The 26,998-nt window shown below is 31.2% G+C and carries 22 protein-coding genes; 10 read left to right on the top strand and 12 right to left on the bottom strand.

The genetic code is table 11. The annotated features are described in order from the left end of the window. Positions 1-8: 8 nt before the first annotated feature. Positions 9-1,466 carry a DUF1800 family protein gene (locus ACFWU4_RS02940; protein ID WP_411124702.1) on the bottom strand — a complete coding sequence of 486 codons (1,458 nt, stop codon included), beginning with the start codon at positions 1,464-1,466 and terminating at the stop codon, positions 9-11. A 159-nt stretch (positions 1,467-1,625) separates the two neighbouring features. On the opposite strand from ACFWU4_RS02940, the gene ACFWU4_RS02945 reads away from it, so the two are divergent. Then, entirely contained in the window at positions 1,626-2,651 is a 1,026-nt protein-coding gene (locus tag ACFWU4_RS02945) for an LD-carboxypeptidase (RefSeq protein ID WP_411124704.1), read from the top strand. 12 nt (positions 2,652-2,663) lie between these two features. Here the strand turns inward: ACFWU4_RS02945 and ACFWU4_RS02950 are convergent, their stop codons facing one another. Both ACFWU4_RS02950 and ACFWU4_RS02955 read right to left on the bottom strand, forming a co-directional pair. After that, complete coding sequence (locus ACFWU4_RS02950) at positions 2,664-4,769, bottom strand: serine hydrolase domain-containing protein (RefSeq protein ID WP_411124706.1); 2,106 nt, start codon at positions 4,767-4,769, stop codon at positions 2,664-2,666. Positions 4,770-4,839: 70 nt separating this feature from the next. Further along, a complete protein-coding gene (locus ACFWU4_RS02955; protein ID WP_411124708.1) occupies positions 4,840-5,985 on the bottom strand; it encodes a helix-turn-helix domain-containing protein in 1,146 nt (381 codons plus the stop codon). A gap of 105 nt (positions 5,986-6,090) precedes the next feature. On the opposite strand from ACFWU4_RS02955, the gene ACFWU4_RS02960 reads away from it, so the two are divergent. Further along, a complete protein-coding gene (locus ACFWU4_RS02960) occupies positions 6,091-6,450 on the top strand; it encodes a YraN family protein (protein WP_411124710.1) in 360 nt (119 codons plus the stop codon). A 414-nt stretch (positions 6,451-6,864) separates the two neighbouring features. Here the strand turns inward: ACFWU4_RS02960 and nadD are convergent, their stop codons facing one another. Genes nadD through ACFWU4_RS02975 form a run of 3 tightly spaced genes read right to left on the bottom strand, consistent with a single transcriptional unit; the run spans position 6,865 to position 8,908 of the window. Beyond that, positions 6,865-7,443, bottom strand: a complete 579-nt coding sequence (nadD, locus tag ACFWU4_RS02965) for a nicotinate (nicotinamide) nucleotide adenylyltransferase (RefSeq protein ID WP_411124712.1) — start codon at positions 7,441-7,443, stop codon at positions 6,865-6,867. 1 nt (position 7,444) lies between these two features. Beyond that, positions 7,445-8,035: a guanylate kinase gene (gene gmk, locus ACFWU4_RS02970; protein WP_411124714.1), complete on the bottom strand. Its 591-nt coding sequence runs from the start codon at positions 8,033-8,035 to the stop codon at positions 7,445-7,447. Between the two features lie 15 nt (positions 8,036-8,050). Continuing rightward, positions 8,051-8,908 carry a YicC/YloC family endoribonuclease gene (locus tag ACFWU4_RS02975; RefSeq protein ID WP_411124716.1) on the bottom strand — a complete coding sequence of 286 codons (858 nt, stop codon included), beginning with the start codon at positions 8,906-8,908 and terminating at the stop codon, positions 8,051-8,053. Between the two features lie 131 nt (positions 8,909-9,039). On the opposite strand from ACFWU4_RS02975, the gene ACFWU4_RS02980 reads away from it, so the two are divergent. Further along, positions 9,040-9,519, top strand: coding sequence for an acyl-CoA thioesterase (locus ACFWU4_RS02980; protein ID WP_411124718.1), 480 nt, complete (start codon positions 9,040-9,042; stop codon positions 9,517-9,519). Positions 9,520-9,522: 3 nt separating this feature from the next. Here ACFWU4_RS02980 and ACFWU4_RS02985 read toward each other — a convergent pair whose 3' ends face one another. From ACFWU4_RS02985 to ACFWU4_RS02995, 3 genes are all read right to left on the bottom strand, one after another. Continuing rightward, positions 9,523-10,560, bottom strand: a complete 1,038-nt coding sequence (locus ACFWU4_RS02985; RefSeq protein ID WP_411124720.1) for a hypothetical protein — start codon at positions 10,558-10,560, stop codon at positions 9,523-9,525. A 94-nt stretch (positions 10,561-10,654) separates the two neighbouring features. Further along, positions 10,655-11,548 (bottom strand): DMT family transporter, encoded by an 894-nt coding sequence (locus tag ACFWU4_RS02990; RefSeq protein ID WP_411124722.1) that lies wholly within the window; start codon positions 11,546-11,548, stop codon positions 10,655-10,657. Next, positions 11,541-11,894: an arsenate reductase family protein gene (locus ACFWU4_RS02995; protein WP_411127217.1), complete on the bottom strand. Its 354-nt coding sequence runs from the start codon at positions 11,892-11,894 to the stop codon at positions 11,541-11,543. Before ACFWU4_RS02995 ends, ACFWU4_RS02990 begins: the two co-directional genes overlap by 8 nt. A gap of 124 nt (positions 11,895-12,018) precedes the next feature. On the opposite strand from ACFWU4_RS02995, the gene ACFWU4_RS03000 reads away from it, so the two are divergent. Together ACFWU4_RS03000 and ACFWU4_RS03005 are read left to right on the top strand one after the other, a co-directional pair. Further along, entirely contained in the window at positions 12,019-12,474 is a 456-nt protein-coding gene (locus tag ACFWU4_RS03000; RefSeq protein ID WP_411124724.1) for a DinB family protein, read from the top strand. 3 nt (positions 12,475-12,477) lie between these two features. Next, positions 12,478-13,725, top strand: a complete 1,248-nt coding sequence (locus ACFWU4_RS03005; RefSeq protein WP_411124725.1) for a cation:proton antiporter — start codon at positions 12,478-12,480, stop codon at positions 13,723-13,725. On the opposite strand, the gene ACFWU4_RS03010 is transcribed toward ACFWU4_RS03005, so the two are convergent. Continuing rightward, positions 13,722-14,441, bottom strand: a complete 720-nt coding sequence (locus tag ACFWU4_RS03010) for a DUF3298 domain-containing protein (RefSeq protein WP_411124727.1) — start codon at positions 14,439-14,441, stop codon at positions 13,722-13,724. The two genes, ACFWU4_RS03005 and ACFWU4_RS03010, sit on opposite strands and share 4 nt — an antisense overlap. Before the next feature lie 120 nt (positions 14,442-14,561). Between ACFWU4_RS03010 and ACFWU4_RS03015 the strand changes: the two genes are divergently transcribed. Next, positions 14,562-15,701, top strand: a complete 1,140-nt coding sequence (locus ACFWU4_RS03015) for a cystathionine gamma-synthase (protein WP_411124729.1) — start codon at positions 14,562-14,564, stop codon at positions 15,699-15,701. A gap of 73 nt (positions 15,702-15,774) precedes the next feature. On the opposite strand, the gene ACFWU4_RS03020 is transcribed toward ACFWU4_RS03015, so the two are convergent. Beyond that, positions 15,775-16,572 carry a THC0290_0291 family protein gene (locus ACFWU4_RS03020; protein WP_411127218.1) on the bottom strand — a complete coding sequence of 266 codons (798 nt, stop codon included), beginning with the start codon at positions 16,570-16,572 and terminating at the stop codon, positions 15,775-15,777. A gap of 225 nt (positions 16,573-16,797) precedes the next feature. Between ACFWU4_RS03020 and gdhA the strand changes: the two genes are divergently transcribed. The 4 genes from gdhA (at position 16,798) to ACFWU4_RS03040 (ending at position 23,829) form a co-directional block, all read left to right on the top strand. Beyond that, positions 16,798-18,141 (top strand): NADP-specific glutamate dehydrogenase, encoded by a 1,344-nt coding sequence (gene gdhA / locus ACFWU4_RS03025; protein ID WP_411124731.1) that lies wholly within the window; start codon positions 16,798-16,800, stop codon positions 18,139-18,141. Positions 18,142-18,264: 123 nt separating this feature from the next. Continuing rightward, a complete protein-coding gene (locus ACFWU4_RS03030) occupies positions 18,265-20,649 on the top strand; it encodes an ABC transporter substrate-binding protein (protein WP_411124733.1) in 2,385 nt (794 codons plus the stop codon). Between the two features lie 2 nt (positions 20,650-20,651). Then, complete coding sequence (gene recO / locus ACFWU4_RS03035; RefSeq protein ID WP_411124735.1) at positions 20,652-21,371, top strand: DNA repair protein RecO; 720 nt, start codon at positions 20,652-20,654, stop codon at positions 21,369-21,371. 22 nt (positions 21,372-21,393) lie between these two features. Next, positions 21,394-23,829 carry a TonB-dependent receptor domain-containing protein gene (locus tag ACFWU4_RS03040; RefSeq protein ID WP_411124737.1) on the top strand — a complete coding sequence of 812 codons (2,436 nt, stop codon included), beginning with the start codon at positions 21,394-21,396 and terminating at the stop codon, positions 23,827-23,829. A gap of 47 nt (positions 23,830-23,876) precedes the next feature. On the opposite strand, the gene ACFWU4_RS03045 is transcribed toward ACFWU4_RS03040, so the two are convergent. Then, the gene (locus tag ACFWU4_RS03045; RefSeq protein ID WP_411124739.1) at positions 23,877-26,984 is read right to left on the bottom strand and encodes a lamin tail domain-containing protein; all 3,108 of its coding nucleotides are present in this window, start codon (positions 26,982-26,984) and stop codon (positions 23,877-23,879) included. Positions 26,985-26,998 lie beyond the last annotated feature (14 nt).

The following is a 26,998-nucleotide window of genomic DNA, read 5'->3' on the forward strand; positions in this document are numbered from 1 at the left end:
ATAGTAGGTTATTTGAGTTGAAATTCTGGGATTTTAATAAGGTGAAGCAATAGTAAAACTACTTGATAAGGGACAGATTGGTATTGTAAATTCCATATTTGGTCTTCATAATAATTTTCTGGAAGGTTATGCTTAAATACGTCAGTAGCTGTTTGGTATTCTATAGGTGAAAATAAATCTAAAGGAACAAAACGATCAATAATACTTTTGGTAACTACATAAGGATCGTTACTATTACCTGAGCTTTCAATAGCAAAAGTTCTAAGTTCTTCATTAAAATTATTCCATGTATGCCAGATAGTCCATTGGAGAATTTGCCATCTACCAGTAAGTGTACTAGAGTTAATCCAATCTCTGTCCATTTGCCAACCTGCAACATCAATAGGCTCAAACATTTGTTGCCCTAACATATTATTATACCACAAGAAGCCTTCAAACTGATCTTCTTGCATACTGAAATTGGTAATTTTTAAATATGACATTGTCATATCATAAGGACTCTTAATTTGGGTGCCTATGGACTTAGTATCAAAGAAATGTTCACTCTTAAATAATGTTTTTAAAATATTTTCAATATTAAAATCTAAAACAAATAGTACCGCCATATCACTTACTACATCTTCATTTACAGTTGCGCTTACAAAATAAGAATACAATTTTCTGCAAATATGTTCTGCAATTTGCGGCGCTCTTTGTTGAAACAGAATATTAATTACATCGTCGTATGTCCAATTCCCCGTTTGATCAAAAATAGTTTTGTCGTTATTATCAAATGTGCTATTGTTATAATTTATGGGATAGGTCCAATTTTGTCTATGATTATAACCTGTAAGTGCTCTAGAAGTTTCTACAATATCTTGTTCGGTATAACCATTATCAACACCAAGTGTAAACAGTTCATATAATTCGCGAGCATAATTTTCGTTAGGGCTATTATTTGTGTTTTCATACCCATTTAAAAAAACAAGCATAGCACTTGTTATACCAATATCTCTTACAAACTCTTGAAAATTACCTAAGGCATATAATTCAATAGTCTTGTAATATTCATACAAATGGTTACTCGTGTAATAATCTTCTAACCGTGTTACAAAATGATTACTCCAAAACATCATTAATCGCCCTTTTAAACCTGTAGTCTGCATCTGATTCATAACCTCTAGCATAACTTCTCGATGGTTGGCTTGGGTTTGGTCATCAAAATCTAGCCCTAAATTAGCATAATCATCATTAGTAAAATTTGCCCAAGTTGGTTCTGGCCAGTTAGGAGCATTTAAAGATTCATTAACTAATTGGTCTATAAATTGACTTGGTGATGAGATTAATGCATTGGTAATCATAGATTTACTAGCATCATAGCCAATACGTCTAAATGCGTGTCTTACCCTTTCCTCATTCCAAGGATTTTCAGTAGATGGTACATACGGTTGCAATGTACCTGTGATACAGGTTGTAAATGTACTCATAAGTAGGAATTTTAATTAAACTAGTTTAAAAAATGCAAGGGACTTAACTAATATACGGTTTGTTAGATTAATTTGGATGTTTTTAGTTAAAATTTTATTAAAAATGTAAATTACAAATACTTCAAATATTACTTTTTATATTTACACAAAGTGATATTTATGACTTTGAGATACTCAATTGTTTTTTTGTTTTTTGGATTACAATTAGCTCTAAACGGGTTAATATTTGCACAAGTTACAACCGATAATTCTAAAGAAATGACATCAAATCTGATTCGCCCACCTTATTTAAAAGTAGGTGATACGGTTGCCATTGTGGCACCATCTGGTATATTAAACAATCGTGAACGTGAAGTACAGCAAGCTGTAGATTTATTAAAAGATTGGGGTTTGCATCCTGTCGTAGGTAAGCATGTGTTTAGTAAATCTAATCATTTTGCTGGAGCTGATTACGAGCGTTGTGAAGATTTACAAAGTGCCATGGATGATCCAAAAATTAGTGCTATTTGGTGTGCAAGAGGAGGCTATGGCACGGTTAGAGTTTTAGATAGACTTGATTACGAAAAATTTAATCAGAATCCGAAATGGGTAATTGGATATAGTGATATAACGGCCCTGCACAATCAATTACATAATGAAGGTTTTGAATCTTTACACGCTTTAATGTGTGTAAGTTTAACCAAAGATCTAAATGAGGTTAAGAGTGCTTTAGAGACCTTTAAATCTGCTTTATTTGGCAGCCCAATAAACTATACTATAGAAGGCTCAAATTATAATAGAATTGGTAATACTTCTGGTGAGCTAGTTGGAGGTAATTTAACGATGCTTCATACAATGTTGGGTTCTAAAGAAAGTATTGATGTTTCCGGCAAAATTCTTTTTATTGAAGAAATTGGGGAGTATAAATACCATATAGATAGGATGCTTCAGAGTTTAAAACGTGCTGGCTATTTTGATAATTGTAAAGGTTTAATAGTTGGTGATATGTCTAGAATGCGAAAAAATACTACCCTTTGGGGAACTTCTGTTGAGCAACTTATTTTAGACGCATTAAAAGATTATGATTTCCCAGTTACTTTTAATATGCCCGCAGGACATGAGAAGGATAATAGAGCATTGATCTTAGGAAGACAAATAGAATTGAAGGTGAGTAAAACAAAATCTAGTATTTCCTTTATAGAGTAAATTAAATTTAAATCACTCAATTTCTTCTAAGATTTCGTTAGATATTTCTTTACCATATTTATCAATAGAAACAAACCAAACATTGGTTTTGCACGATCTGTTAAACACATCTGAATTTGATGTACACTTTTGAATGGTCCCTTTAATTAAAAAACCATTTCCTGTTTTTTCGGCTGTATATCCATATTCATTTCCAAATGTGCCATAAGTGTTTTGCCAAACTTTATTTCCCTCTTTATCGGTTTTTATTACAAACATATCATAATTGCCCTCACCATAAGAACTTGTAGAACCAATGATTAAATATCCATCTTTTATTTCTAAGATAGAACTTGCCTTATCATAGCTATTACCGCCAAATTGTTTAAACCAAATTTCATTTCCGTCAGATTCATTTTTTGTTAAAAGAATATCTGAGGTATCACCATGATTACTCGAAATTGTAGTGACTTGTATGTAACCGTTATCAGTTTTAATTTTTGGCTGAAACTTTAAATTTGTCTTTTTGATAAATCTATTGTTTTTTGCCCTACCTAGGCTTAAGAATATCTCAGATACTCGCCCAAATTGGTCTCTATTTGCTTTTAAAGTGAAATTACGAGAAAGTAATTCATTTTTATTAAAAACCTCAACATCTCGCTCACCGTTCCTATTTGAAAAATTTATTTTTAGTTGATTTTCATTACTCAATGATAATTGAAAGCTCATTCCTAATTCTGCACTAAAATAAGTGCCAACAAAACTTTTTAAATCTGTAAAAGACACTTCTTTTTCTTCATTACTTCTTTTATAAATAGATGTTTTCCCTGATGGCTCAAATAAAACCATCTCCTCCTTATAAAAAACTAACTTTGTTTTTAGGTCATAATCGAGATGAAATTTATTCTTTGTTTCTGGTATAAGTTCAATACTAAGGTTTTTTCCTTGTTTAAAATAAATTTTACCTTCTTCCATTACAATTCTGGTCAAATAATCATTTTTACTATGATATTGACCTACAATTTGTGATTGGTTATTTTTTTCTTTTTCAAATAATCGACCGTTGTACAGTTCTTTCTGTTTTATTTCGGGAAGTAGAAGGCGAGCAACCTCTCTAATAATTAAGTTAGTTGATATATTACCATTATTGCTCATCGCAAAAATGCTTAATTTCTCGTCTAGGAAACGAACCATTTGTGAGTTATAGCCACCAGTTGCGCCACTATGATGTACTGCTTTTCGGTTTAGAAAGTTACTAAGTTCTAACCCAAAACCATAGGTCTCAATTTCACTATTAGGAATAGGTAGTTGACTTTTTATTAATAGTGTGTTTTTATTTGCATTTTGTACGGCTTGCTCAAATAGCAATTGGTCTTTCAAGGTAGTGTATAAAAATCCTTCTCCCGCAGTTTTTGTTACTGTTGGTGTTTGTAGCCAAATACCGTCACCCCAATCACCATAAGGTTCTGCTCTATTAGGAATGATACCTGCGTAACGTTCAATAAATAATGTTTCTTTCATTCCTAAGTTACGGAAAAACTCTTTTGAATAATCTGTAAATTTTCTTTCCGAGACTTTTGCAATAATTTCTGCTAATATAACATAGCCAGAATTGCTATAAACATATTGTGAACCTGGTTTATAAGCTAAGTCTTGTTGTTTTTCTAAAAGATTTATAACATCATCATTTTTGAGACCTACCTTTTTCCACCAAATGTCATTTTGTAATCCCATAAGATCACAATAATCTCTAATTCCACTTGTATGATTAAGAACATGTCTAATTTTTATTTTATCAGTTACTGATTTATAAAGTGTAGGAAGATAATGTCTAATATCATCTTCTAAATCTAGTTTTTTACGTTGTGCTAGATCTAAGATCATTAATGCTGTATATTGTTTTGCAGTGGACGCGATGTTTGATTTTGTTTTCTCATCCATTTTTATTTGATACTGTAGATAGGCCAATCCACGATATTTTTCATAAATGATTTCGCCATCTTTTACTATGCCAACCATTAACCCTGGATCATTGTCACTAATTTTTGAGTTAATTATTGAGTCAATCTTTTTTAGTTCGTTTTGCGAAAAAGATGAAATGGAAATAAGAAGGATTAGAAATTTGATTATTTTTTTCATGATGAATTAATATTTGATTCAAAGATCTAGTATAATCCTCGATTAAGCGCTTCAAATCTTGATTTGAGACCTATTTTTTATCTAATTTTTCTAAATATGCCTTAGGAGATAAGGATGTACTTTTTTTAAACGCTCTATTAAATGTTGCTTTACTATTAAAACCACAATCTAAGGCTATACCTAATAACGTTGACGTGGTTTGCTCACCATTATTTAGTTTATTTTTTATAGCTTCAATTCTGTAATAATTTACAAAATCATTGAAATTCATATTAAATCCCGAGTTTACAACCGTAGATATAGTTTTTGCTGTTGTGCCTAATTCATTAGCAACGTCTAAAAGTGTTAAACGTGGATTTTCGAATATATGTTCTTCAATCATTAAATTAGAGAGCTTCTCTTTCCATTTTGAAATATCTTGTTCAATATTATTTGGTTTTATTTCGTTCTTTGAAACTATATAATCTTCTTCAAAAACGTTAACCACTATAAGTTTTTCATTTCTTAAAGTTGTTTGTTTAATAATATTACTGTAACCTGTAATAGTTATATAATAAAAAATAAATGAAAAGGCTATATAGTGCCAGAATTGGCTTCCAAAATTTCCCCACTCAGGATTAAGAATAAAGAATAATACACGTAATATTAAAATTCCTAAAAACGCAATCATGAAGTTACGAATCCATATAAAGAGTAAAGTATCTGCATAACTAACCTTTTCTACTACAAGTTTTCTGTAGCTAAAATAATAACGCAGACTAAATGTTAAGTATAAAGCCATAGATATAAGACCAGCTATTTGATACCAGTTTGCTAAGTCTTTGTCTCTGCCATCTTCATAGAAATAATACGCATCTAAAATTAGCTTATCAGTTACAAATATTATTAAACTGTAAATAGCATATAGTAGTGCAGGAATAAAATGAAGATAATCTTTGCGAGTAATTTTAAATGTTGGGTTTAGAAGACTTTTAGTATAGAAATAAACTACGGGCCCGATTAATAATACTTGCATAAATGGAACAAAAAAAAGAATTTCTCTTGTGACACCGCTCGAGTACCAATTTGCATAGCCAAGCATATATGGAGAGATGTACATCGTATATAATAGGAGTAATAAGCTAAGCCATTTACTAGCTTTATTATTATAACTTAGACCTTTTCGTAGTAGTAAAAAAGAGAAAACGATGCCATGAAAAAAGAATACTAAGAGCAAAGAACTTTTTTGATTAAAGCTAAAAGGAAAGTCAAATATTAAATAGATGTCTTGTGGTATTAAGTTTATGACTTAAAAGTAATACTATTTTTTTATTTTAGTGAAATGGCACAACATAATGAATTAGGAAAACAAGGGGAGCAGTTAGCAGTAGATTTTCTAATTAAAAATAATTACGAAATCATAGAACGTAATTACCGTTTTGATAAGGCTGAGGTAGATATCATTGCCAAAAAAGAAAACATACTGGCCATAGTAGAAGTTAAAACACGATCTACTCTAGATTTTGGAAATCCTCAAGATTTTGTAAAGCCAAAACAAATTAAAAATTTGGTAAAAGCAGTCGATGAATACGTAACTGAAAATGACTTAGATATTGAAGTGCGTTTTGATATTATAGCAATTGTAAAAGAAAAAGAAAAATTTATAATAGAGCATTTAGAAAATGCTTTCTATCATTTTTAAAGAAAAATATTAGTAATTACAACCAAAAGACTGTAGAATAAAATATTCACAATCTTATTTTTTGTATTTAAAGCAACGAATCGTTTCATCTCTTTCTTAAGAATAGGAAAAGATAGAATAAAAGCAGTTGCAACTACTCCAAGACCAATAAACCAATATAGAGACTCAGGATAAGGTAGTGTAACGTTTGTTATTAAAAATAAAACAATTAAAACACTAGTAATCAAAACACGCTTTTCGTTATTAGAATTTAAATTATTTCTAAGAACAATGTTCCTGGTTTTGAATACTATAAACGTAATAATTAGGGTAAGAAAAATTAGGGTAAAAGTCATTTATTTTGTTGCTTGTTATAAGAATAAAAATAGCGTATTCTTTGCTTAATAGTTTAGTTTTAAGAGATTTAATTTAGAATTATTTGTAAAAATTCATTTCGTCTATATAATGCCACACATTATCGGGTAACATCGGTTTTACGTTTCTTCCAGCTTTAATTTCTTGTCTAAGAAACGTCGAAGATAGCTCCATTATTGGCGCAGAAATGTTAAAAATCTTAGAATGATTTTTAAATTGAGTTTCAATGTTACCTTTAGATAATCTCGGGTAAACATATATACTATGATTTTCTAAAATGAGTTCGTAGTTTTTCCATTTATGAAAACTCTTTAAATTATCCTCTCCCATTATTAAATCAAATGTGTGTTCAGGATATTTTTCAAAAAGGTAAGTCAAAGTATCGATGGTATAATTGGGTTGCTTTAAACCAAATTCAATATCACTTGGTCTAAGTTTTTTATAATCTTTAGTTGCTATATAAACCATCTCTAAACGTTGGTGATTATCTAGCAAGGTACTTTTCTTTTTAAATGGACTTTGAGGTGTTACGACAAACCAAACTTGATCCAAGTCACTGTGCTCAGCTAAATGGTTGGCTATAGTTAAGTGCCCAATATGTATTGGGTTAAACGTACCAAAATACAATCCAATCTTCATATTAATTAGCTAAAAATTCTGAAACCAGTTGATAGGCATTTTCTAATGCTTCATCTAGGTTAGCGTTTATAACTATTTCATCGAATAAGGGAGCTGTAGCTAACTCAGCAGGTGCCTTTGCTACTCGCATACTTATTTTTTCTTCACTTTCTTCTCCACGATCTTTTAAACGTCTCACTAGTTCATTTAAATCTGGAGGTTTCACAAAAATTGCAAGTGTTTGTTCTGGGAATTTTCGTTTTATTCTTAATCCACCAGATACGTCAATATCAAAAATAACGTGCTTTCCTTTCGCCCAAATTCGAGCAATTTCAGTTTTTAAAGTACCGTAAAAATTATCTCTATAAACCTCCTCCCATTCTAAAAACTCATCATTCTTTATTCTGTTTTTAAACTCTTTTAAGGATAAATAATAATAATCCTTACCATGAATTTCATTACCTCTTTTTTCTCGGGAAGTAGCCGAAATAGAAAATTCTAAGTTAAGACCTTTTTGTTTTAATAAATGACGAACGATTGTTGTTTTACCAGAGCCAGATGGCGCTGACAAAACAATTAATTTACCTTGTTTTTTGGTTTTTAATTCTGACACTAGTTATTTTTTTTATTATAATACATTCAATAACTGTTCCTTTATTTTTTCGAGTTCGTCTTTCATTTGCACAACTAACTTCTGCATAGGTGCATAATTAGACTTTGAACCGATAGTATTAATTTCTCTACCAATTTCTTGAGAAATGAAACCTAACTTTTTTCCATTTGAGTCTTCAGAATTCAAAGCTTGAGTAAAATAATTTAAATGATTATCTAATCTTACTTTTTCTTCAGTGATATCGAATTTCTCAATATAGTACACAAGTTCTTGTTCAAATCTATTTTCATCTACTTTTTCTTTAAGATCAGCTACACCTTTGTTTAATCTAGCCCGCACACCATCGATGCGGTCAGGATCCATTGTTATTACAGCATCGAGTAATGTACTTAATGTAGATATTCTGTTTACGAAATCTTGTTTTAAAATAGCTCCTTCATCTTTGCGGTATGCTACAATTTTAGAAATAGCTTCGTCAATGCCATTTGCTATTATTGACCATTCTTCTTCATCGATATCGTTACGTTCTGTTGTAACGGCATCTGGCAAACGGATTGCCATTTTTAATAATTCTGTAGTATCACCGTCAACAACATCTTTAAGTTGTTTGATATATTCATTAACAACAGTTTTGTTAATGCTAGAACTTGTATCTTCTCCTGTGATTTCTACAAAAAGAGAAAAATCAACTTTACCTCTCATTAAATTCTTAGCAACCTGCTTTCTTATGCCGAGTTCCTTAGCACGATACATAGAAGGCATACGAGCGTTAACGTCTAAACTCTTACTATTAAGCGATTTTAATTCTATAGATATCTTTTTTGTTGGGAGCTGTAATACAGCTTTCCCATAACCAGTCATTGATTGTATCATTAAATGATATTATTTAAGTTGCACAAAGGTACAAAATTGAATAGTTAACGACCTATTTAAATAGTTTGAAAAGCCTTCAGTTAGCATTACAGACTTTTATAACTTTGTAATCACAAATCTAAATTAAACTTATGTATAAGAAACAGTTTGAAATTCGATGGAGTGATGTAGATGCCAATAGCCATCTAGCCAATTCAGCGTATACTAATTTTATGAGTCATGCAAGAATGTCATTCTTTAGTGAACAAGGATTTTCTATGCCAGAAATAAAAAAGCATAGTGTGGGACCTGTAGTTTTCTACGAGCATATGTATTATTTTAAAGAGTCGTTTATTGGAGCTCCAATAACAGTAACAATCGAGGTTTCTGGTTTAAGTGAGGACGGTATGTTTTTTATGTTTGAGCATAATTTTTATAATGAAAAAGGAGAAAATCTAGCCTATTGTGAAATGCAAGGCGGTTGGATAGATTTAAAAGCAAGAAAATTAACTAGTTTGCCCAAAGACTTATTAAAATTAGCTGAAAAATTTCCTAAATCGAAGAGTTTTAAAATACTTACAAAATCAGATACACGCGAGCATGGTGTAAAACCAAAACCAATGGTACTATAATCTCTATTTAAATGGTTGATGCTGTTTAAATGATTTTATCTTTACGTTTTTTATAAAAGGTTTTAAAATCTTATTAGGCAAATAACGTTTATGTTTACAATAACAGGTTAATGTTTTTGGTACAGCACCTAATGTACTTTTAATTTCAGAAGCAGTTCTGCCTAAATTAATCTGATTAGATTTTGTACTAATACCAAGCCTAACATAGTCATTTAATATTCTAGGATATATTGCAAGTTCTTTATTTTTAGAATAATCAATTCCAATAAAATGAGCATCTAAGTTTTTTCCATTTTGCATTGCGGATAGAAATCCTACAAGCTTCTCATTGAAAAAATAACCTTTTACAATAAATTGATCTTTAAAACTGTTTTTAAGATTAATATAGGTGTCTAAATTTAAGATTTGAGCATTAAAATCAGCATTATCAATAGTGTTTTGATATAGCTCTTGTAGCTGTTCCTTATAATTTTTAATATCTGATTTTGTAAATATAATTGCTTTTAATGCTTCACTTTTTGCATCAGCTCTATTTGCTTTTACTCTATATTTAGATTTTAATTGATTTGTATAGTCCTCAAAGGATAACCAACTAGTCTGTAAGTTAATAATCATATTGGGTTCTACCTGCATTGAGGCATAGTCAAATGAGGTTAAATGATCTGTAATGTACAGTGATTTTTCTTCAAAATCTTTTATAAAAATAGTATGTAATCTTTTACATTTATATAGTTTTTTTACTGCCTTAGCAATGGCGTTAAAAGTCTCAATTTTTGGTTCTCCTTCCTTTAAAAATGTTCCGTATTCTCCGCTTAAAAAAACATTTCCACAAAACAAAACACGAATTTGATTGTTACAAAACATATTGTTAACTATTCGTTTAATCTTATTAGACATTTTAATATTTTGTGTAATTGTTTCAATTCCAATAGTTACAATTTGGGTATTAGCAAAAGCTACAGCTTTTTCATTTTTTAAAATAAAAATATAATTAAATTCTATATCACTATTAGCAATTTCGAAAGCTCGTAAAAAGTCCAAGGAGTAATATACATTATTGCAACAATCGAGATTATCCCAAAATGATTGGGGAATGTTATCTATGCTCTTAAATATTTCTGATTTTAATGACAAATTAAGTACTCTTCTTTGATTTCTTAGAAACTAAATATACTCCTAAGAATATTACGAGCATAGCTATAATTTTTACAGCATCTATAAAGTCTACACCCATTGCAAGTGCAAAAAGGCCAGCAATTACGGGTTGTAGATATATAAATATACCAACTGTTGATGCTTTCAACTTGTTAAGCGCTATCGGATTAAATAAATAGGTGCCAAAGGTAGCACCAATAATAACAAATAAAACAGAGAAGGTAGTGTATGGCTTAAAAGACTGCCATTCTACTGCGTCTAATTCATTGTACCCAAATGGAATTAAAATTATTAGTCCAAATAAAAACAACCATTTGATAAAAGTAAATGGATGATATTTAGCTGTTAATTTTTTAATTAAAATAACATATATGCTATAAGAAATAGCATTTAACAGTATAAGTAAATTTCCTAAAGGTACATTATCACCAGGCCTTGCTGACTTGCCGTAAATAGTTAAAATTAATGCTCCAATAACACCCAAGATTACTCCTAAAATCTTCAAATTGGTAACCTTTTCTTTGAGCATTATAGAAGAAAGAACTAAAATAATAATAGGTACTATTATCATTATAGAAGAAGCATGTATTGGCGAAGTATACTCTAATCCTTTAAAGAAGAAAAGCATATTAATTACTACTCCGAAAATTGCAGCAATAAAGAATTTGAAGTAGTCTTTTTTATCAACTTTTTGCTTAGGTAGAAAAAGACTCATTAACCAAAATAAAATAGTGGCTCCAGCAACTCTTAATAAAACAAAGCCAAATGGTTTAATGTAATTTTCATTCATTACTCCTTTTGCAATAGTGTAGTTAAGTCCATATAATAACTGAACCATAAATACAGCAAAAATTGCAAATCCTCGACTATTCATGTATGGCTAATTTTGCGGCTTCAATAGTTTTTTTTGAATTACCAATAAAAATTTGATTGTCAAATATGATAACAGGGCGTTTAAGAAATGTATAATGGTCTAAAATATAAGTTTTATAATCTTCTTCGGTTAAAGATTTTTCTTTAAGTTCCAATTCTTTATAAAGTCTTGCGCGTTTGCTAAATAAACTTTCATAACTTTCTGCTAGTTCTCTCATAACTTCAATTTGCGAGTTAGTTATAACCTCTGTTTTTATATCTTGAAATTGAAAATCTGTAGGAAGAGAGAGTTCTTTAATGATACGTTTACAGGTATCACAGGTACTTAAATAGTATACTTTTTTAATATTCATTTTTTTATTAATACGTGGAACTTTAACTTTTTATAATCGACTTATGATTTAAATTTGAAAGTACAAAGTAACCTTAATTAATACTAATTTTAACTACATTTAATAAAAATATAATCACATGGAATACGCATTTGATATTGCTCTAAAAAATAGGAAATTATTAAAAACATTTATAGAAAATCACACCTTAGAAGAACTGAATAAAGTGCCTCTAGGTTTTAATAATAATATTATTTGGAATATTGCACATACAATTGTCACACAGCAATTATTGGTTTATAAGTTATCAGGTCTTCCTATGCTGCTATCAGAGGATATGGTTGATGCTTACAAAAAGGGAACAAAAACGGAAGGTGATTTGTCCCAAGCAGAAGTAGATGCGATAAAAGGATTGCTTTTTTCTACGATTGAAAAAACCAAAGAAGATTATGACAAAAATATTTTTCATACATATAATCAGTATACTGTCACCACAAAAAGTATATTAAGTAACGTTGAAGAAGCACTTGATTTCAATAATTTTCATGAAGGCATTCATTTAGGTTATATTTTAGCACTTAGAAAATCACTTTAAATAATGGAATATTACTCAATAGCAACAATTTTAATAGTCCTCTCAGGTATATTTGGATATATAAATGTAAAGTTTTTAAAACTTCCAATAACCATTGGTCTAATGCTAATAACAATAGTATTTACTGTTGCGGTTGTTGTTATAGCTCAATTTGATAATAGCCTACTTCTAAGAGAAAAAGCATTTATTTCTAGTATTGATTTTGAAACTGTTCTACTAGATATTATGCTGAGTTTTCTGCTCTTTGCTGGTGCATTGCATACTAATTTTAATCAGCTAAAAATACAACGTGGACCAATTTTAGCATTTGCAACTTTAGGTGTTTTAGTATCTACTTTTTTAGTTGGTATAGTTATGTTTTATGTATTACAATTAATAGGATTAAATATAGAATTTATATACTGCCTTTTGTTTGGTGCTTTAATTTCGCCAACAGACCCTATTGCAGTGCTAGGAATACTAAAAAAAGCTGGCGCTCCAAAAAAACTAGAAACAAAAATAGTTGGCGAATCCTTATTTAATGATGGAGTAGGTGTTGTTGTGTTTCTTACAATATTCGCTATTGCAGCTCAACCTAATGCAGACATAGTTTTTACAGATATCGCTACTTTATTTGGTAAAGAGGTATTTGGAGGTATTGCTTTGGGTTTAATTCTGGGTTGGGTGACTTATCGTTTAATGAAATCAATTGACAATTACGAAGTGGAGGTTATTTTAACAATCGCAACTGTTATGGGAGGTACAATGTTAGCACACAATTTTCATTTATCTGCACCATTAGCTATGGTAACGGCAGGGTTAATTGTTGGTAACGATACTGTAAGAAACACTGCTATGTCCAAGACAACCGAAACATATGTAGATAAATTTTGGGAACTCGTGGATGTTTTGCTAAATACTATGCTGTTTGTAATGATTGGTATGGAAATGCTTATTTTAACCTTAGAAGGTAAATATATTTATGCAGGTTTATTAGCTGTGCCTATTATTTTAATGTGTCGTTATATTTCTTTGTGGTTACCAATTAAATTCTTTTCTAAACGACTAGACTTTGTTCCTAAGACCAATCTTATAATGACATGGGGAGGATTAAGAGGAGGGATTTCTATTGCGTTAGCATTAAGCCTCACTCAAGAAATGCATAGAGAATTATTTTTGGTAATAACATACATTGTAGTAATAGTCTCAATTGTTGGCCAAGGTTTAACGGTTGAACCTATTATAAAACGGCTTACTAAAAAAACAGTTTAATTAATTATTAGTTGGTCTTCCAATTCATCAAAAGGGATTACAAATTCGGTATAACCTTGAGCGTATGAGGCCACTTCATAGGTGTTGTAAAGTAGAACTAAACCGTCATCGCTAAAACCTATATTCTCGGGAAGTTGAAATGGTTTACCAAAAAAGTAATCTTCCATTTTTAGATTTTCATCTCTATTTTCAAGATTTTTCAAAAAATATGTTTTGGCTATTGTTTCAAACACTTTAGAATTTTTTAGAATGTCTTTTTGATTCAATATGTCCCCTGTTTTGGCATTTAAGTTCAAAAATTTAATTTTATCATTTCCGTGAGCACCACCTTTATATTCGTAGGTACTTATTGCAAGTGTTATAACATCTTCAGATTGGTATGTTTTTTCGGTTTCAATGTGAAGTTCCCAAATTGGTTCTGATTCTTCGGGAAAATCACTTTTGAATTTAAGGTATTCTGTATCAAAATCTTCTAAAACAGCTCTAAGATTGGTTTTCTTTTCGGGGAAACTCAGCGTTGAGATTATAGTTTCTTCAATCTTAAAATTAATTTTTTTACTTATTTCATCATTCTCAGAAGCTTTGTCATAGATGACTGAAATTTCAGATTCAAAAGAATTTTCAATAGATGTAATTTCAAAGTTAACGGGCTTAAATTCGTTGCTGCAAGAATTAATTAGTAATATAATGACGGAAAATAAAATAATACGCTTCACAAGAATTGGGTTTTGTTAAACTGTGAATAAAGGTATAGCATCGATTTAAATAGAACGAATTATAGATTAAATTTGTTTTAAGTACTTGCTTTTTTTTGGACAGATTTTAATACTATTACTATGAAATTTAATACAAAAACAATACATGGTGGACAGCAATGCGATCCTGCTTATGGATCAGTAATGCCGCCAATCTATCAAACTTCTACATACGCACAATCAACACCAGGTGGTCATAAAGGGTATGAATATTCTAGAACACATAATCCTACAAGGCATGCCTTGGAGAATTCATTTGCCAGTATAGAAAATGGTAAATATGGCTTAGCTTTTGCTTCTGGTTTAGCTGCTATTGATGCTATTTTAAAGTTATTAAAGCCAGGTGACGAAGTTATTTCAACAAATGATTTATATGGTGGGTCATATCGTTTGTTTACTAAAATATATAAAGATTTTGGTATTAAATTTCATTTCTTATGTATGGAAAATGTCGAAAATATTGAGAACTATATTAATACTAATACAAAGCTGATTTGGGTGGAAACGCCAACCAACCCAATGATGAATATCATCGATATTATTGCTACAGCCAAGATTTCAAAAAAGCACAATTTGCTTTTAGCAGTAGATAATACCTTTGCAACACCTTATTTACAAAAGCCTCTAGATTTAGGAGCTGATATTGTAATGCATTCTGCTACAAAATATCTCGGAGGTCATAGTGATTTGGTTATGGGAGCTTTAGTAGTAAACAATAAGGATTTAGCGGATCGTTTATACTTTATTCAAAATGCAAGTGGCGCCATATGTGGTCCGCAAGATGCGTTTTTAGCATTAAGAGGTATTAAAACACTTCATGTACGTATGCAACGACATTGTGAAAATGGTAAAGCAGTTGCTCAGTATTTGGCTGCACACCCTAAAATAGAAAACGTCTATTGGCCAGGTTTTAAAAACCATCCAAATCATCTAATAGCAAAGACTCAGATGAGTGACTTTGGTGGTATGGTATCTTTTACAACAAAAGGGAATAATTATAAAAAGGCAATAAAGATTATAGAAAATTTAAAACTATTCACTTTAGCAGAATCTCTAGGTGGAGTCGAGTCCTTAGCTGGGCATCCTGCAAGTATGACACATGCTAGTATTCCTAAACAAGAACGCGAAAAAATTGGTGTTGTAGATTCTTTAATAAGACTAAGTGTTGGTATAGAGGATTCAGAAGATTTAATTACTGATTTAAATCAGGCGATTAGGTAATTGCTATAAATAAGAGGTAATAAAAAAGACCAAATCATTTGATTTGGTCTTTTTTATTTATGTTTTACATCATTTAATCTAAATAATAAATGTAGCCAAAGTTTAGCCAAACATTCCAATCATTATTTTTATTTGATGCTAGTTTATGATCTAAACCATCGATAAAGTCAGTAAAATAATATTGACCTCTTAATTCAACAAAAAGATCAGAGAGGACTGATAGCTTATATCGTGTACCTATACTCGTTACTACAGACCAAGTGGTCCCACTTTCACTGCTAACAAAGGGGTCTCCGCCAGAGGCATCATCCCAAAAATTGTAGAAATTATCATTATTATTAATATTACCATCACCAAATGTTGTTGCAACAGATGGATTATAAGAAACGAAGTGCGCACCAGCAGATATAAAAGGAGCAAAAGAATAAGCTCCTGCCGAAAATGCTCTAATACTTAAAGGAAAATATTCTAATTGCATACCAATGTCCCAGTTTTGGGCTTGGCCAGTATGACTCCTTAATTGCTCTGCTTCTTCGGTTTGTCTATCTTCATCGACCCATTTTCCTATATGTTCGAGTTCTGTTCTGTTCCAAGAAATTTCAGTTCGTAATTTAAAATGATCGTTAAAATACTTATCTGTAGTATAACAATTACAATCGGCACGGTATGCAAAATTAATATAATGCACAATACCTATAGCTATACCTGTGTTACCAGAATTGGTCTCAAAATCATTACGTATTCCGAAATCAGATTTAAACGCAATTGGACCTACAAAAGCGCCTATTTCGTGAGAAAATCCTAATTGAGCATAAGTAGATTGTATAGATAAAAACAATACTAATGCGATGATAGATTTTTTAATATTCATTGCCATAAAGCTCGGGGATTATTAGCCTTTGCCGAACAAATATATAAAAACTCGACAAAAGATAAAATAAAAGGGACAAAATGCAAAATACTTATTGTTTAGAGGAAAATTAATACAATCTTTTAATTTTAAAAATAATTGAGAATATAAAAAAAATAAGCCGTTATTTTTACAGATAATGTATCTTTGTGGGCAATAAACCACAATTTCTTAACAATTTTTTATATGAAAGATAAAATTGATGCGTTTCTAGAACTTGTCGAAAAACGTAATGGCCATGAGCCAGAATTTTTGCAAGCAGTACGCGAAGTTGCAGAAACAGTTATTCCGTATATCGTTAAACACGATATTTATCATGGTAAAAACATTCTTTTAAGAATGGTAGAACCAGAAAGATTAATTTCTTTTAGAGTCTCTTGGGTTGATGATTCAGGCGAAATCCAAGTAAATAGAGGGTATAGAATTCAGATGAACTCAGCTATTGGACCCTATAAAGGAGGTTTGCGTTTTCACCCTACGGTGAATGCTAGTATACTTAAATTTTTAGCTTTTGAGCAGGTATTTAAGAACAGCCTAACAACCCTTCCGATGGGAGGAGGTAAAGGTGGATCAGATTTTGACCCTAAAGGTAAATCTGATAACGAAATTATGCGTTTTTGTCACGCTTTTATGAGTGAATTATTTAGACATATCGGTCCTAATACGGATGTACCAGCAGGAGATATTGGTGTAGGTGGTAGAGAGATTGGTTTTATGTTTGGAAAATACAAAAAACTTAAAAATGAGTTTACGGGTGTATTAACCGGTAAAGGAGCTTCTTGGGGAGGATCTTTAATTAGACCAGAAGCAACAGGTTATGGTACGGTCTACTTCGCACAGAACATGTTAAAGCTTAAGGACGATTCATTTGACGGAAAAACAGTTGTTATATCTGGCTCAGGTAACGTAGCACAGTACGCCGCTGAAAAAGCTATAGAATTAGGAGCGACTGTTTTAACTCTGTCTGATTCTGGAGGATATATTTTAGACGAAGAAGGTATCAATTCTGATAAACTGAAGCACGTAATGTTTATTAAAAATGAAAAAAGAGGTAGAATACGTGAATATATTGATAAGTACCCAAATGCTAAGTATGTAAAAGGCGGACGACCTTGGTCAGTTAAATGTGATATTGCTCTTCCTTGTGCTACTCAGAATGAATTAAATGGTGATGAAGCAAAAGAGCTTATTAATAATGGTTGTATGTGTGTATCGGAAGGTGCAAACATGCCTTCGACTCCAGAGGCAATACATGAGTTTCAAAATGCCAAAATTTTATTTGCACCAGGTAAAGCCTCTAATGCAGGTGGTGTAGCAACTTCTGGTTTAGAAATGAGCCAGAATTCATTGCGTTTAAGCTGGTCTAGAAAAGAAGTTGATGATAGATTAAAAGATATTATGGAAGATATCCATGATTCTTGTGTCGCCTATGGAAAAAAAGACGATGGATCTATTGATTATATTACAGGAGCAAATATTGCAGGTTTTGTTAAAGTTGCTGATGCTATGCTAGCACAAGGAGTTGTGTAAAGAATACTATTTTTAAAGATTTTAGCCTCCATGAATTGTATGGAGGCTTTTTTTATGACATAATATATGATAAGCATAATATTATCGTTAGTATTAAATATATTTGAGCAAACAAATTTATTGATGAATAAACCTGTTTTCATAACTATTATTATCTTTTTTATGGCAATAACTAAAAGTTATTGTCAAGATTTTTCAACTTTATGGCAAGCGCATTACTCTTATAATGATATTGTAGATGTGGTAAATGGTAATAATAAAATTTATGCTGCTGCACAGAATGCCGTTTTTCAGTATGATACTTTATCAGAAGAGCTAAAAACAATAACCACGGTAGAAGGTTTGTCGGGTGAGCAAATAACGACTATTTACTATAGTGAAGATTTTCAATATGTTCTAATAGGTTATGAGACAGGGCTAATCGAAGTTTATTCTGAGACTGATGAATCTGTTTTATCTGTTGTAGATATTTTAGAGAAACAAAACATTACACCTGTAAATAAACGAATTAATCATTTTTATGAGAATGAAGGTCTTATCTATATATCTACTGATTTTGGTATTTCTATTTATGATTTAGAAGGCTTAGAGTTTGGTGATACTTATTTTTTAGGTAATGGTGGTACTCAAATTACAGTAAGTCAAGTTTCTATTTTAAATAATGAAATTTATGCAGCTTGTTTAAATAATAATGGTATTAAAAGAGGAAATCTAGCTAATCCAAATCTCATTGATTTTTCGCAATGGGAAACCATTATAACAGGTGATTTCTTTACTATGAATACTGTTAATAATAAATTGTATTCCATTAGGTCCAATAGAGTTTTACACGAAATTGAAGGAGTAACTATAAATACATTATTTACATTTCCTTTATTACCGTCTGATACTGAAGTGTCAAATTCTAATTATATAGTCTCTAGTACTACAGACGTATATATTTATGATGAAAACATTCAATTAATTAATAATTTTCAGACCAATGGTGAGTTTAGTACTTCATTTACATCAGCCACAATTTTAAATGATTTTGTCTACTTAGGCTCACAAGATTTTGGTGTATTACAAAGTTTAATATTAGATAATACAATTTATACAGAGATTAAACCTAATGGTCCTTTATTTAATGAAGTCTTTAGGGTAGATGCAGAAAGTGAAGTTGCCTGGGTTAGTTTTGGTGATTATTCAGAGGCATTAGATCCGTCACCTTTTAGAACCAGAGGTATAAGCTATTTAATTGATGATAATTGGGAAAGTATTCCTTTTGATAGTCTTTTTGGTGCTAGAAATTTATCAGAAATTTCACCAAATCCTTTTAGTCCAAATCAAGTTTTTATTAGTTCATTTCAAAATGGTATTGTAGAAATTAATGATTTTGAGCCAACAGTTTTATATGATCAAAATAACAGTGGCTTAGAATCTTTAGTTGTGCCTGGTGCACCTAATTTTTCGAGTATTAGAGTATCGGCATCGACTTTTGATAGAAATGGCTTATTGTGGTCTCTAACCGCTAGAGCACCTAATCCTTTAAAATCGTATGACCCGCAGTCGGGTAATTGGCAAGGGTTTGATTTTTCGTCTATTATTGAAGACGATTTAAATGATGAATTTGGTTTTTTTGATATTGCTATAGATGATAATGGTACAAAATGGATCGGTGGTTATTCAAACGGTCTTTATGCCTATAATGAAGGTATTTCGGACAATCCGTTGAGAAATATAAGGACTGAGGAGCAAAACTTACCATTCCCTCGAGTGACGTCTTTAGAAATTGATAATAGAAATCAGTTATGGATTGGCACATTTTCTGGACTTAGAGTTTTGTTTAATACCGCAGGATTTTATGACGATCCTAATCCTGTTTTAAGTTCTATTATAATTTTAGAGGATGGTATACCTAAAGAATTATTAGAGAGTCAGTCTATAACAGATATAGAATCAGACGGATCAAACAATAAATGGGTAGGAACCGTTGACTCAGGAATATTTTATTTTTCACCAGATGGGCAAAATACAATTTATCATTTTACTACTGATAATTCCCCTTTACCATCAGACAGAATTAATGATATTTCTATTGATCCTAATAATGGAATAGTTTACATAGCCACAACCAAGGGTATGTTATCATTTAAAGCAGGTGGCTCAAAACCAGAAGAAACGCTTGAAAATGCTTTTGCTTATCCTAATCCGGTAAGACCCGAATACAATATTCTTGGATTTAATGACCTAAATGATATTAATAAAGGTGTAAAAATTAGTGGACTTACAGATAGTGTAAATATAAAAATCACAGATATAGAAGGTAATTTGGTCGCAGAGGCTCAGTCTAATATAAACTTAAGATCATCAAGTTCTAATTATAATTTTGCCATAGATGGCGGTACCGCTATTTGGAATGGTAAAAATCTTGCTAATTCTGTTGTTAGATCCGGTGTATATTTGGCTATGATTTCTGATTTAGACTCATTTGAGACTAAGGTTATTAAACTTCTTATTGTTAGATAAAAATGCTTACAAAAAATAATAGCATTGTTCTGTCCAAAATAAAATATAAGGATTACGATCTCATTGTTAAATGTTATACAGCGCAAAGAGGTGTTGTGAGTTATATTCTTAGAGGTATTTTGAAATCCAAAAAAAGCCAAACAAAAACGGTTTATTTTCAGGCATTATCACAAATACAAATAGAAGAAAATTACAAACCAAATCAATCTTTGCATTCAATTAAAGAAGTAAAATTATATTATACTTATAAAAGCCTTCACACAAACGTTTACAAAAGTGCAGTTGTTTTGTTTTTGTCTGAAATTTTATCTAATGTTTTAAAGGAGGAAGAAAAGAATGAAGCCTTATATCATTATATAGAAACAGCATTACAATATTTAGATAACGAGGAACATTTTTCTAATTTTCATATGTTGTTTTTATTAAAACTGACTCGCTATCTCGGAATTCAACCCGAAAATTTAAATATAGAATACCCATACTTTAATCTTAAGTCTGGTGTTTTTGAAGCTTTTAGCACAGATATTTATTCAATCTCTGGTAAAAATTTAACACTGCTAAAACAATTGTTGGGCATAAATTTTGATACACTTTCTACTATAAAAATTAATGCAAAGCAAAGACAAGAGTTTTTAAATATGTTATTGTATTATTTTGAATTACATTTGGGTGGGTTTAAGAAACCAAAGTCACTACAGGTTCTTAATGATGTATTTCATTAAGTCAGTTTATCAAGAGATTTTAATGAAGATGTATACTAGGGTGAATTATAATATCTTTTTTAGTGTTTTTTTATTTCTTTTAATACAAAGTGCATTTTCGCAAACGATTACTGTATTAGAAAAGGGTACTAATGAACCTATTCCTGGTGTAGCCTTATATAATTTAAAAAAGACTAAATATCTAGTTACTGATATAAATGGTAAAGCTCAATTAGATAAATTTAATGATCGTGAAATCATCTATTTCCAGAACCTCTTGTATGAAAAATTACAATTAAGAAAAGTTGAAATTGCTAACAACAATAACACGATTTATTTAGTTATAAAAGTAGAGAGTCTTAATCAAATTGTGATCTCCGCATCAAAATTCGAACAAAATAAGCGGGATATTCCAAAGACAATAATTAGTTTAAATGCCAAGGATGTAGCTCTAGCTAATCCCCAAACCAGTGCAGATGTATTAGAGAATACAGGAAATATATTCATTCAAAAAAGTCAACTTGGAGGTGGAAGCCCTATGATAAGAGGCTTCTCCACAAATAGGCTACTCATTACAGTAGATGGTGTAAGGATGAATAACGCTATTTTTAGAGGTGGTAACCTTCAAAATGTTATTTCAATTGATCCATTATCTATTCAGAATACTGAAGTAACACTGGGAGCAGGATCAGTGGTATACGGTAGTGATGCGATAGGTGGTGTAATGAGTTTTTATACAAAAAAACCACAGTTATCTTATAAAGACAAACTATTTTTAAAAGGGAACTCCTTAGTTAGATATGCAAGTGCAAATCAAGAAAAAACTGGACATTTTGATTTTAATCTGGGTTATAAGAAATGGGCTTTTTTGAGTAATGTAAGTTATACGAGTTTTGATGATTTAAGAATGGGTAGTAAGGGTCCAGAAGCATATTTAAGACCTGAATATATAATTAGAGAAAACGGTGAAGATGTCATTGTTACCAATAGTAATCCGAATATTCAAACACCAACAGGTTACAGTCAAATAAATTTGATGCAGAAAGTTCGTTATGAGCCATCTGATAACTTAAATTTTGATTTGGGTATCTATTATACAACAACTTCAGACTATCCTAGATACGATAGATTGATAAGGCCAAGAGGCGAAACATTGCGCTCTGCAGAATGGCAATATGGACCACAACAATGGTTTATGGGTAATATTCAATTAACAAAAACTAGCAGTAGATCCAACCTTTATGATAAAATACACGCAACTGCAGCTTATCAAAACTTTGTGGAAAGTAGAAGTGATAGGGATTATCAATCTGCATTGAGAGAAGTTAGAGAAGAAAATGTAGATGTTATTTCTTTTAATTTAGATTTAGAAAAAAGAGTCAGTCCTAAAACAACAATTTTTTATGGTTTGGAGTACTTATATAATACTGTTGGCTCAGAAGGAAGGGAGGAAAATATTGAAACAAATACAAGTGTTAAAAATGTTACACGCTATCCAAATGGTGCAACTTGGCAATCTTTAGCAGCTTACACAAGTTTAAAATATAAACCTAATCCTAAGTTTGTTTTTCAGACAGGATTAAGATACAATCAAGTTATTTCAAATGCAGATTTTACAGAGAATAATGAATTTTTAAATCTTCCTTTTAATAGTGCTGAGATTAATACAGGAGCATTAACAGGTACAGCAGGTATAACATGGTTACCAAATAAGATGATTCAGTGGAAATTAAATGCGTCAACTGCATTTAGAGCACCAAACATCGATGATATTGGTAAAGTGTTTGATTCTGAACCAGGTTCTGTTGTAGTACCTAATAAAGATTTAAAAGCAGAGTATGCTTACAGTGGTGAGTTAGGTCTAAAATTAAACTTTGATGATAAAGTAGTTTTAGATTTAGCGACATATTATACGTTCTTAGATAATGCATTAATTAGAAGGGATTTTGGGTTAAATGGGGAGACAGAAATTTTATATGATGGTGAGTTAAGTACAGTACAAGCTATACAAAATGCTTCTAAAGCTTGGATATACGGTTTTGAAGTTGGACTAGAAATTAATTTCTCTCAACAATTAAAGCTACGATCGCAATATAATATAGTTGGCGGGACAGAAGATAACGAAGGGGTAGAAGTGCCCATTAGGCATGTAGCACCATATTTTGGGAGAACCCATTTTATATGGAAAAACAAGAAATTTCTGTTCGATGCATTCTTAGTTTATAACAATGAATTATCATTTAATCAATTAGCGCCATCAGAGCTATCTAAAGACTATTTATATGCATTAGATTCTAACGGCAACCCATATTCGCCTTCTTGGCATACATTAAACTTTAGAACGCAGTATAAGTGGAACGATAAATTAACTACGACAATAAGCTTGGAAAATATTACAGACCAGCGCTATCGACCATATTCTTCTGGTATTTCCTCTGCTGGAAGAAATCTAATTTTAGCATTGAGATATGCGTTATAAAAAAAGCCCTATGTTTTCATAGGGCTTTTTTAAAATAAATGTTAAATCTATTTTTGTTTAATAGTCTTTTTAATAATTACCTGATTGTTAGAGAGTCTCACTTTAGCTATATATGGCGCTTTATTTAATTTAGATAAACTGTAGATTTCTGAAGAAGAATTACCAATTAAATCATAGATACGTCGTCCTAGAACATCTAATATCTCAACCTTAGTGATAATAAATTGTGAATCTATTTTAAATTGAACGTTGCCGTCTGACAATTCAATAATTGATAGTTTATTAGAATCGATAGTAGTATCATTTACAGATAAAATCTCAGAATTAAATATAACTTCAAAGCGATTATCAAAACTACCAGGTTCAGAAGTAAAGCTGTAGTCAGAATCCTTTATATTATGAATGATATTAAGTAAATTATCCTTAATATAAATATTATTAGTTGTATAAAAGTCTCCTTCAAATTGTGCTATCGAGAGTGAAAAAATCGTAGGGACGTCAATACTAGTTTCAAAACCAAGTTCAATAATTTCATCAAAATCTAAACTTGAAGAATTTCTTCCCTGAATTACGTATCCATCGTCAGTACCAGTTATCTTAGAATAAAATTTTGCATAACTCGCAGAAAAAGAATTGGTTTTTACGTCATAGAGTGTGCCATCATATCCATCTGTAGCACCATCAATATGTGCTACTGCAATTTGTTTAGCAATACCGTTATCAGATGTTAAGTTTAGCCATAAAACTTGGCGATTACTTGTATTATGGTTTGCGTTTCTAAAAAATTGATTGTTATTTCCAGTAACTCTCATTGAGTTGTTAAAAATTATAGGTGTACCAGATAAAGCTTCAACAAAAAAGCCTTGTCCAGAAGGTACAAAATCAGCAGGAATTAAAGATAAATCACCACCAGCTGTATTAACACCGCTACCAGATATAATTGCATAATCAGCACCAGAAAAGTTTTGCCCTTCATTACCAGAAGCATTTGCATCTGCAGGTGTAGCTTGATTCCATAAATAAATCGCATCAACACTACCAGCATTAGCTGCAAAGAAAACATTGGTGTCTATTGCACTTGGGTAAGGGTTACCAATAAAATTCCAATCGTTATAAACTCCACCGCTATTATTTGCAATTGTAGTTGAGATTATTCCATTATTAAAAGGACCAGAAAATGTAAACTGTTGTTGTACAGGAAACATACCTAAAGGAGCAGCAGTAGTCGCATAACCAACACCTGGAGACATAATTCCAGAGGCGATTTGCCATGAGTCACCATTATCATCGATATTGTCTTGTCCTGGTATATAATTACCAGTATTATTTATTTCTTCTAATAAATCTTCAAAATTAAAAGCGTTAAATAGAAAGCGTCTAGAGGCAGGTACTAATCCAAAAGAATTCTCTACAGTTTCACCAACTACTGGTGAGCTCCAATACGTATACTCTAAGGGGCTATTTAGCAGAGTTGTTTCCTTTTGCACTGTAATAGCACCATTAGCTACTGTAGACGATGCATTGTTAACTTGAACTACAGAACCTTCTGGGAATACAGTAATATTACCATCAGAGACAATGTCATTTTCTATTTGAATAAACGTACCATTATTTACAATTAAGTTAGAGCCACCATTAACTATGAGACTACAAGCATTAAAACTGACTTGTAATCCGCCTATTGAAGTATCAAAATTTCCATCTAAAATAGCGACAGTCGTTGAAGAAGGTATACCGTTATCCCAAGTGGTGCCATTCCAAGTGGTTGTATCAGGACATTCACAGTTATTAACATGAACTCCAAAATTACTTACATCATCTGGCGTTGTAGTTGACCATTGTGAAGCATCATAAGTTATTGTTGGTATAGCAACATCTAAGTTTCTTCTAAGAACTATGTTATTTGCGAAATTAATATTACCACTTATTTCACCAATGATATCAATATTTTCACCGGATATAGTTTGTAAAGCAATAGCGTCATTACCACTAAAAGTAAGTACATTACTATTAGTACAAAGATCTGCAGTAGCACATAGTTGAGATCCAAGTCTAGCAATAACATAAGTAGAGGATGCCTCTAAAGTACCAGTTAAATCTATACTAACAGGAATACCGTCATCATTTCTATAATTAGCCAATCTATAATTAGATAGGTCTACAGTAGCTCCAGTAGGATTGTATAATTCAATATATTTTTCAATACCACCTGCATTTGTTTCGTGATATTCAGATATTATTAATTCTGAGCAGTTGGCTATTGGTGCAGTGACTTCGCCATTTAAATCTACATTTTCTGAGGTAACAGTTGGGCTCGATGCTATTAAAGTACCGTTATATGAATTTGCTGTTAATCCTGAAATTAAGCGTGTATAGATAGGTGTTAATCCAACCACTCCTACTGTTGGTGTAAGTGTAATGGTATTCGCAAATCCACCACCAGAAGTGTTAGAAATTTCGAAATTACCAGGTGCTGTTAATAGAATGTCTGACGTTAAATTAAATCCTTGTACAGTAAATGTTCCTTCTTGTAAAGACGTTTCGCCTTCAACGTAACCAAAGTCATTAATAGAGGCTGGATTTACTATGATACTAGAAGTTACTGGAGCAGTACCTTCGATTAAAATATTATCTAAACGATGTCGTTCGCCACCACCATTATTAGTCATACTTACCCTAATCTCAATAGTATTGCCAGTTAATCCATTATCAGAAACAACCGTTGGAGGGAAATCATTAATTAGAGTGCCGTTGTTTGCGGCAACAACCCAAATACCGCCATCAATCCTATACTCTGTTATAAATGTATCCGAATCTTCAAGATTAGCAGTTGCATTTGAAAATGCATCAAGTGAAAATTGCACATTGGTAAAACCTGTAATTTCCACAATAGGCGAAAACCATATAGCAGTCGTATTTAATGCTCTACTCTCTAGGTAATCATCATTGACTTGTATATATCTATTTTGAATATTTAGATTGGCTCCAGTTATGTCAATCGACCAATTTACTTCAGAAAGATTTACAACAGGAAGTGGACCTACGGCACCTTTACTTCCTTGAGCAGAAAAGTCTTCATTATAAATAGTTGTTTGCGCAATTGAAACAGAGGAAAATAGAAAAATTAGAATAAGGGATAGGTAAAAATTTTTCATTATAAGGGTGATTT

This window comes from Winogradskyella sp. PE311 (genome assembly GCF_046545555.1).
GTDB lineage: Bacteria > Bacteroidota > Bacteroidia > Flavobacteriales > Flavobacteriaceae > Winogradskyella.

What these genes read in the sequence shown, in the direction of transcription:
- ACFWU4_RS02940 (WP_411124702.1), bottom strand. Translation starts at nt 1,466, where the DNA reads ATGAGTACATTTACAACCTGTATCACAGGTACATTGCAACCGTATGTA.
- ACFWU4_RS02945 (WP_411124704.1), top strand. Translation starts at nt 1,626, where the DNA reads ATGACTTTGAGATACTCAATTGTTTTTTTGTTTTTTGGATTACAATTA.
- ACFWU4_RS02950 (WP_411124706.1), bottom strand. Translation starts at nt 4,769, where the DNA reads ATGAAAAAAATAATCAAATTTCTAATCCTTCTTATTTCCATTTCATCT.
- ACFWU4_RS02960 (WP_411124710.1), top strand. Translation starts at nt 6,091, where the DNA reads ATGGCACAACATAATGAATTAGGAAAACAAGGGGAGCAGTTAGCAGTA.
- nadD (WP_411124712.1), bottom strand. Translation starts at nt 7,443, where the DNA reads ATGAAGATTGGATTGTATTTTGGTACGTTTAACCCAATACATATTGGG.
- ACFWU4_RS02975 (WP_411124716.1), bottom strand. Translation starts at nt 8,908, where the DNA reads ATGATACAATCAATGACTGGTTATGGGAAAGCTGTATTACAGCTCCCA.
- ACFWU4_RS02980 (WP_411124718.1), top strand. Translation starts at nt 9,040, where the DNA reads ATGTATAAGAAACAGTTTGAAATTCGATGGAGTGATGTAGATGCCAAT.
- ACFWU4_RS02990 (WP_411124722.1), bottom strand. Translation starts at nt 11,548, where the DNA reads ATGAATAGTCGAGGATTTGCAATTTTTGCTGTATTTATGGTTCAGTTA.
- ACFWU4_RS03000 (WP_411124724.1), top strand. Translation starts at nt 12,019, where the DNA reads ATGGAATACGCATTTGATATTGCTCTAAAAAATAGGAAATTATTAAAA.
- ACFWU4_RS03005 (WP_411124725.1), top strand. Translation starts at nt 12,478, where the DNA reads ATGGAATATTACTCAATAGCAACAATTTTAATAGTCCTCTCAGGTATA.
- ACFWU4_RS03015 (WP_411124729.1), top strand. Translation starts at nt 14,562, where the DNA reads ATGAAATTTAATACAAAAACAATACATGGTGGACAGCAATGCGATCCT.
- ACFWU4_RS03020 (WP_411127218.1), bottom strand. Translation starts at nt 16,572, where the DNA reads ATGAATATTAAAAAATCTATCATCGCATTAGTATTGTTTTTATCTATA.
- gdhA (WP_411124731.1), top strand. Translation starts at nt 16,798, where the DNA reads ATGAAAGATAAAATTGATGCGTTTCTAGAACTTGTCGAAAAACGTAAT.
- ACFWU4_RS03030 (WP_411124733.1), top strand. Translation starts at nt 18,265, where the DNA reads ATGAATAAACCTGTTTTCATAACTATTATTATCTTTTTTATGGCAATA.
- recO (WP_411124735.1), top strand. Translation starts at nt 20,652, where the DNA reads ATGCTTACAAAAAATAATAGCATTGTTCTGTCCAAAATAAAATATAAG.
- ACFWU4_RS03040 (WP_411124737.1), top strand. Translation starts at nt 21,394, where the DNA reads ATGAAGATGTATACTAGGGTGAATTATAATATCTTTTTTAGTGTTTTT.
- ACFWU4_RS03045 (WP_411124739.1), bottom strand. Translation starts at nt 26,984, where the DNA reads ATGAAAAATTTTTACCTATCCCTTATTCTAATTTTTCTATTTTCCTCT.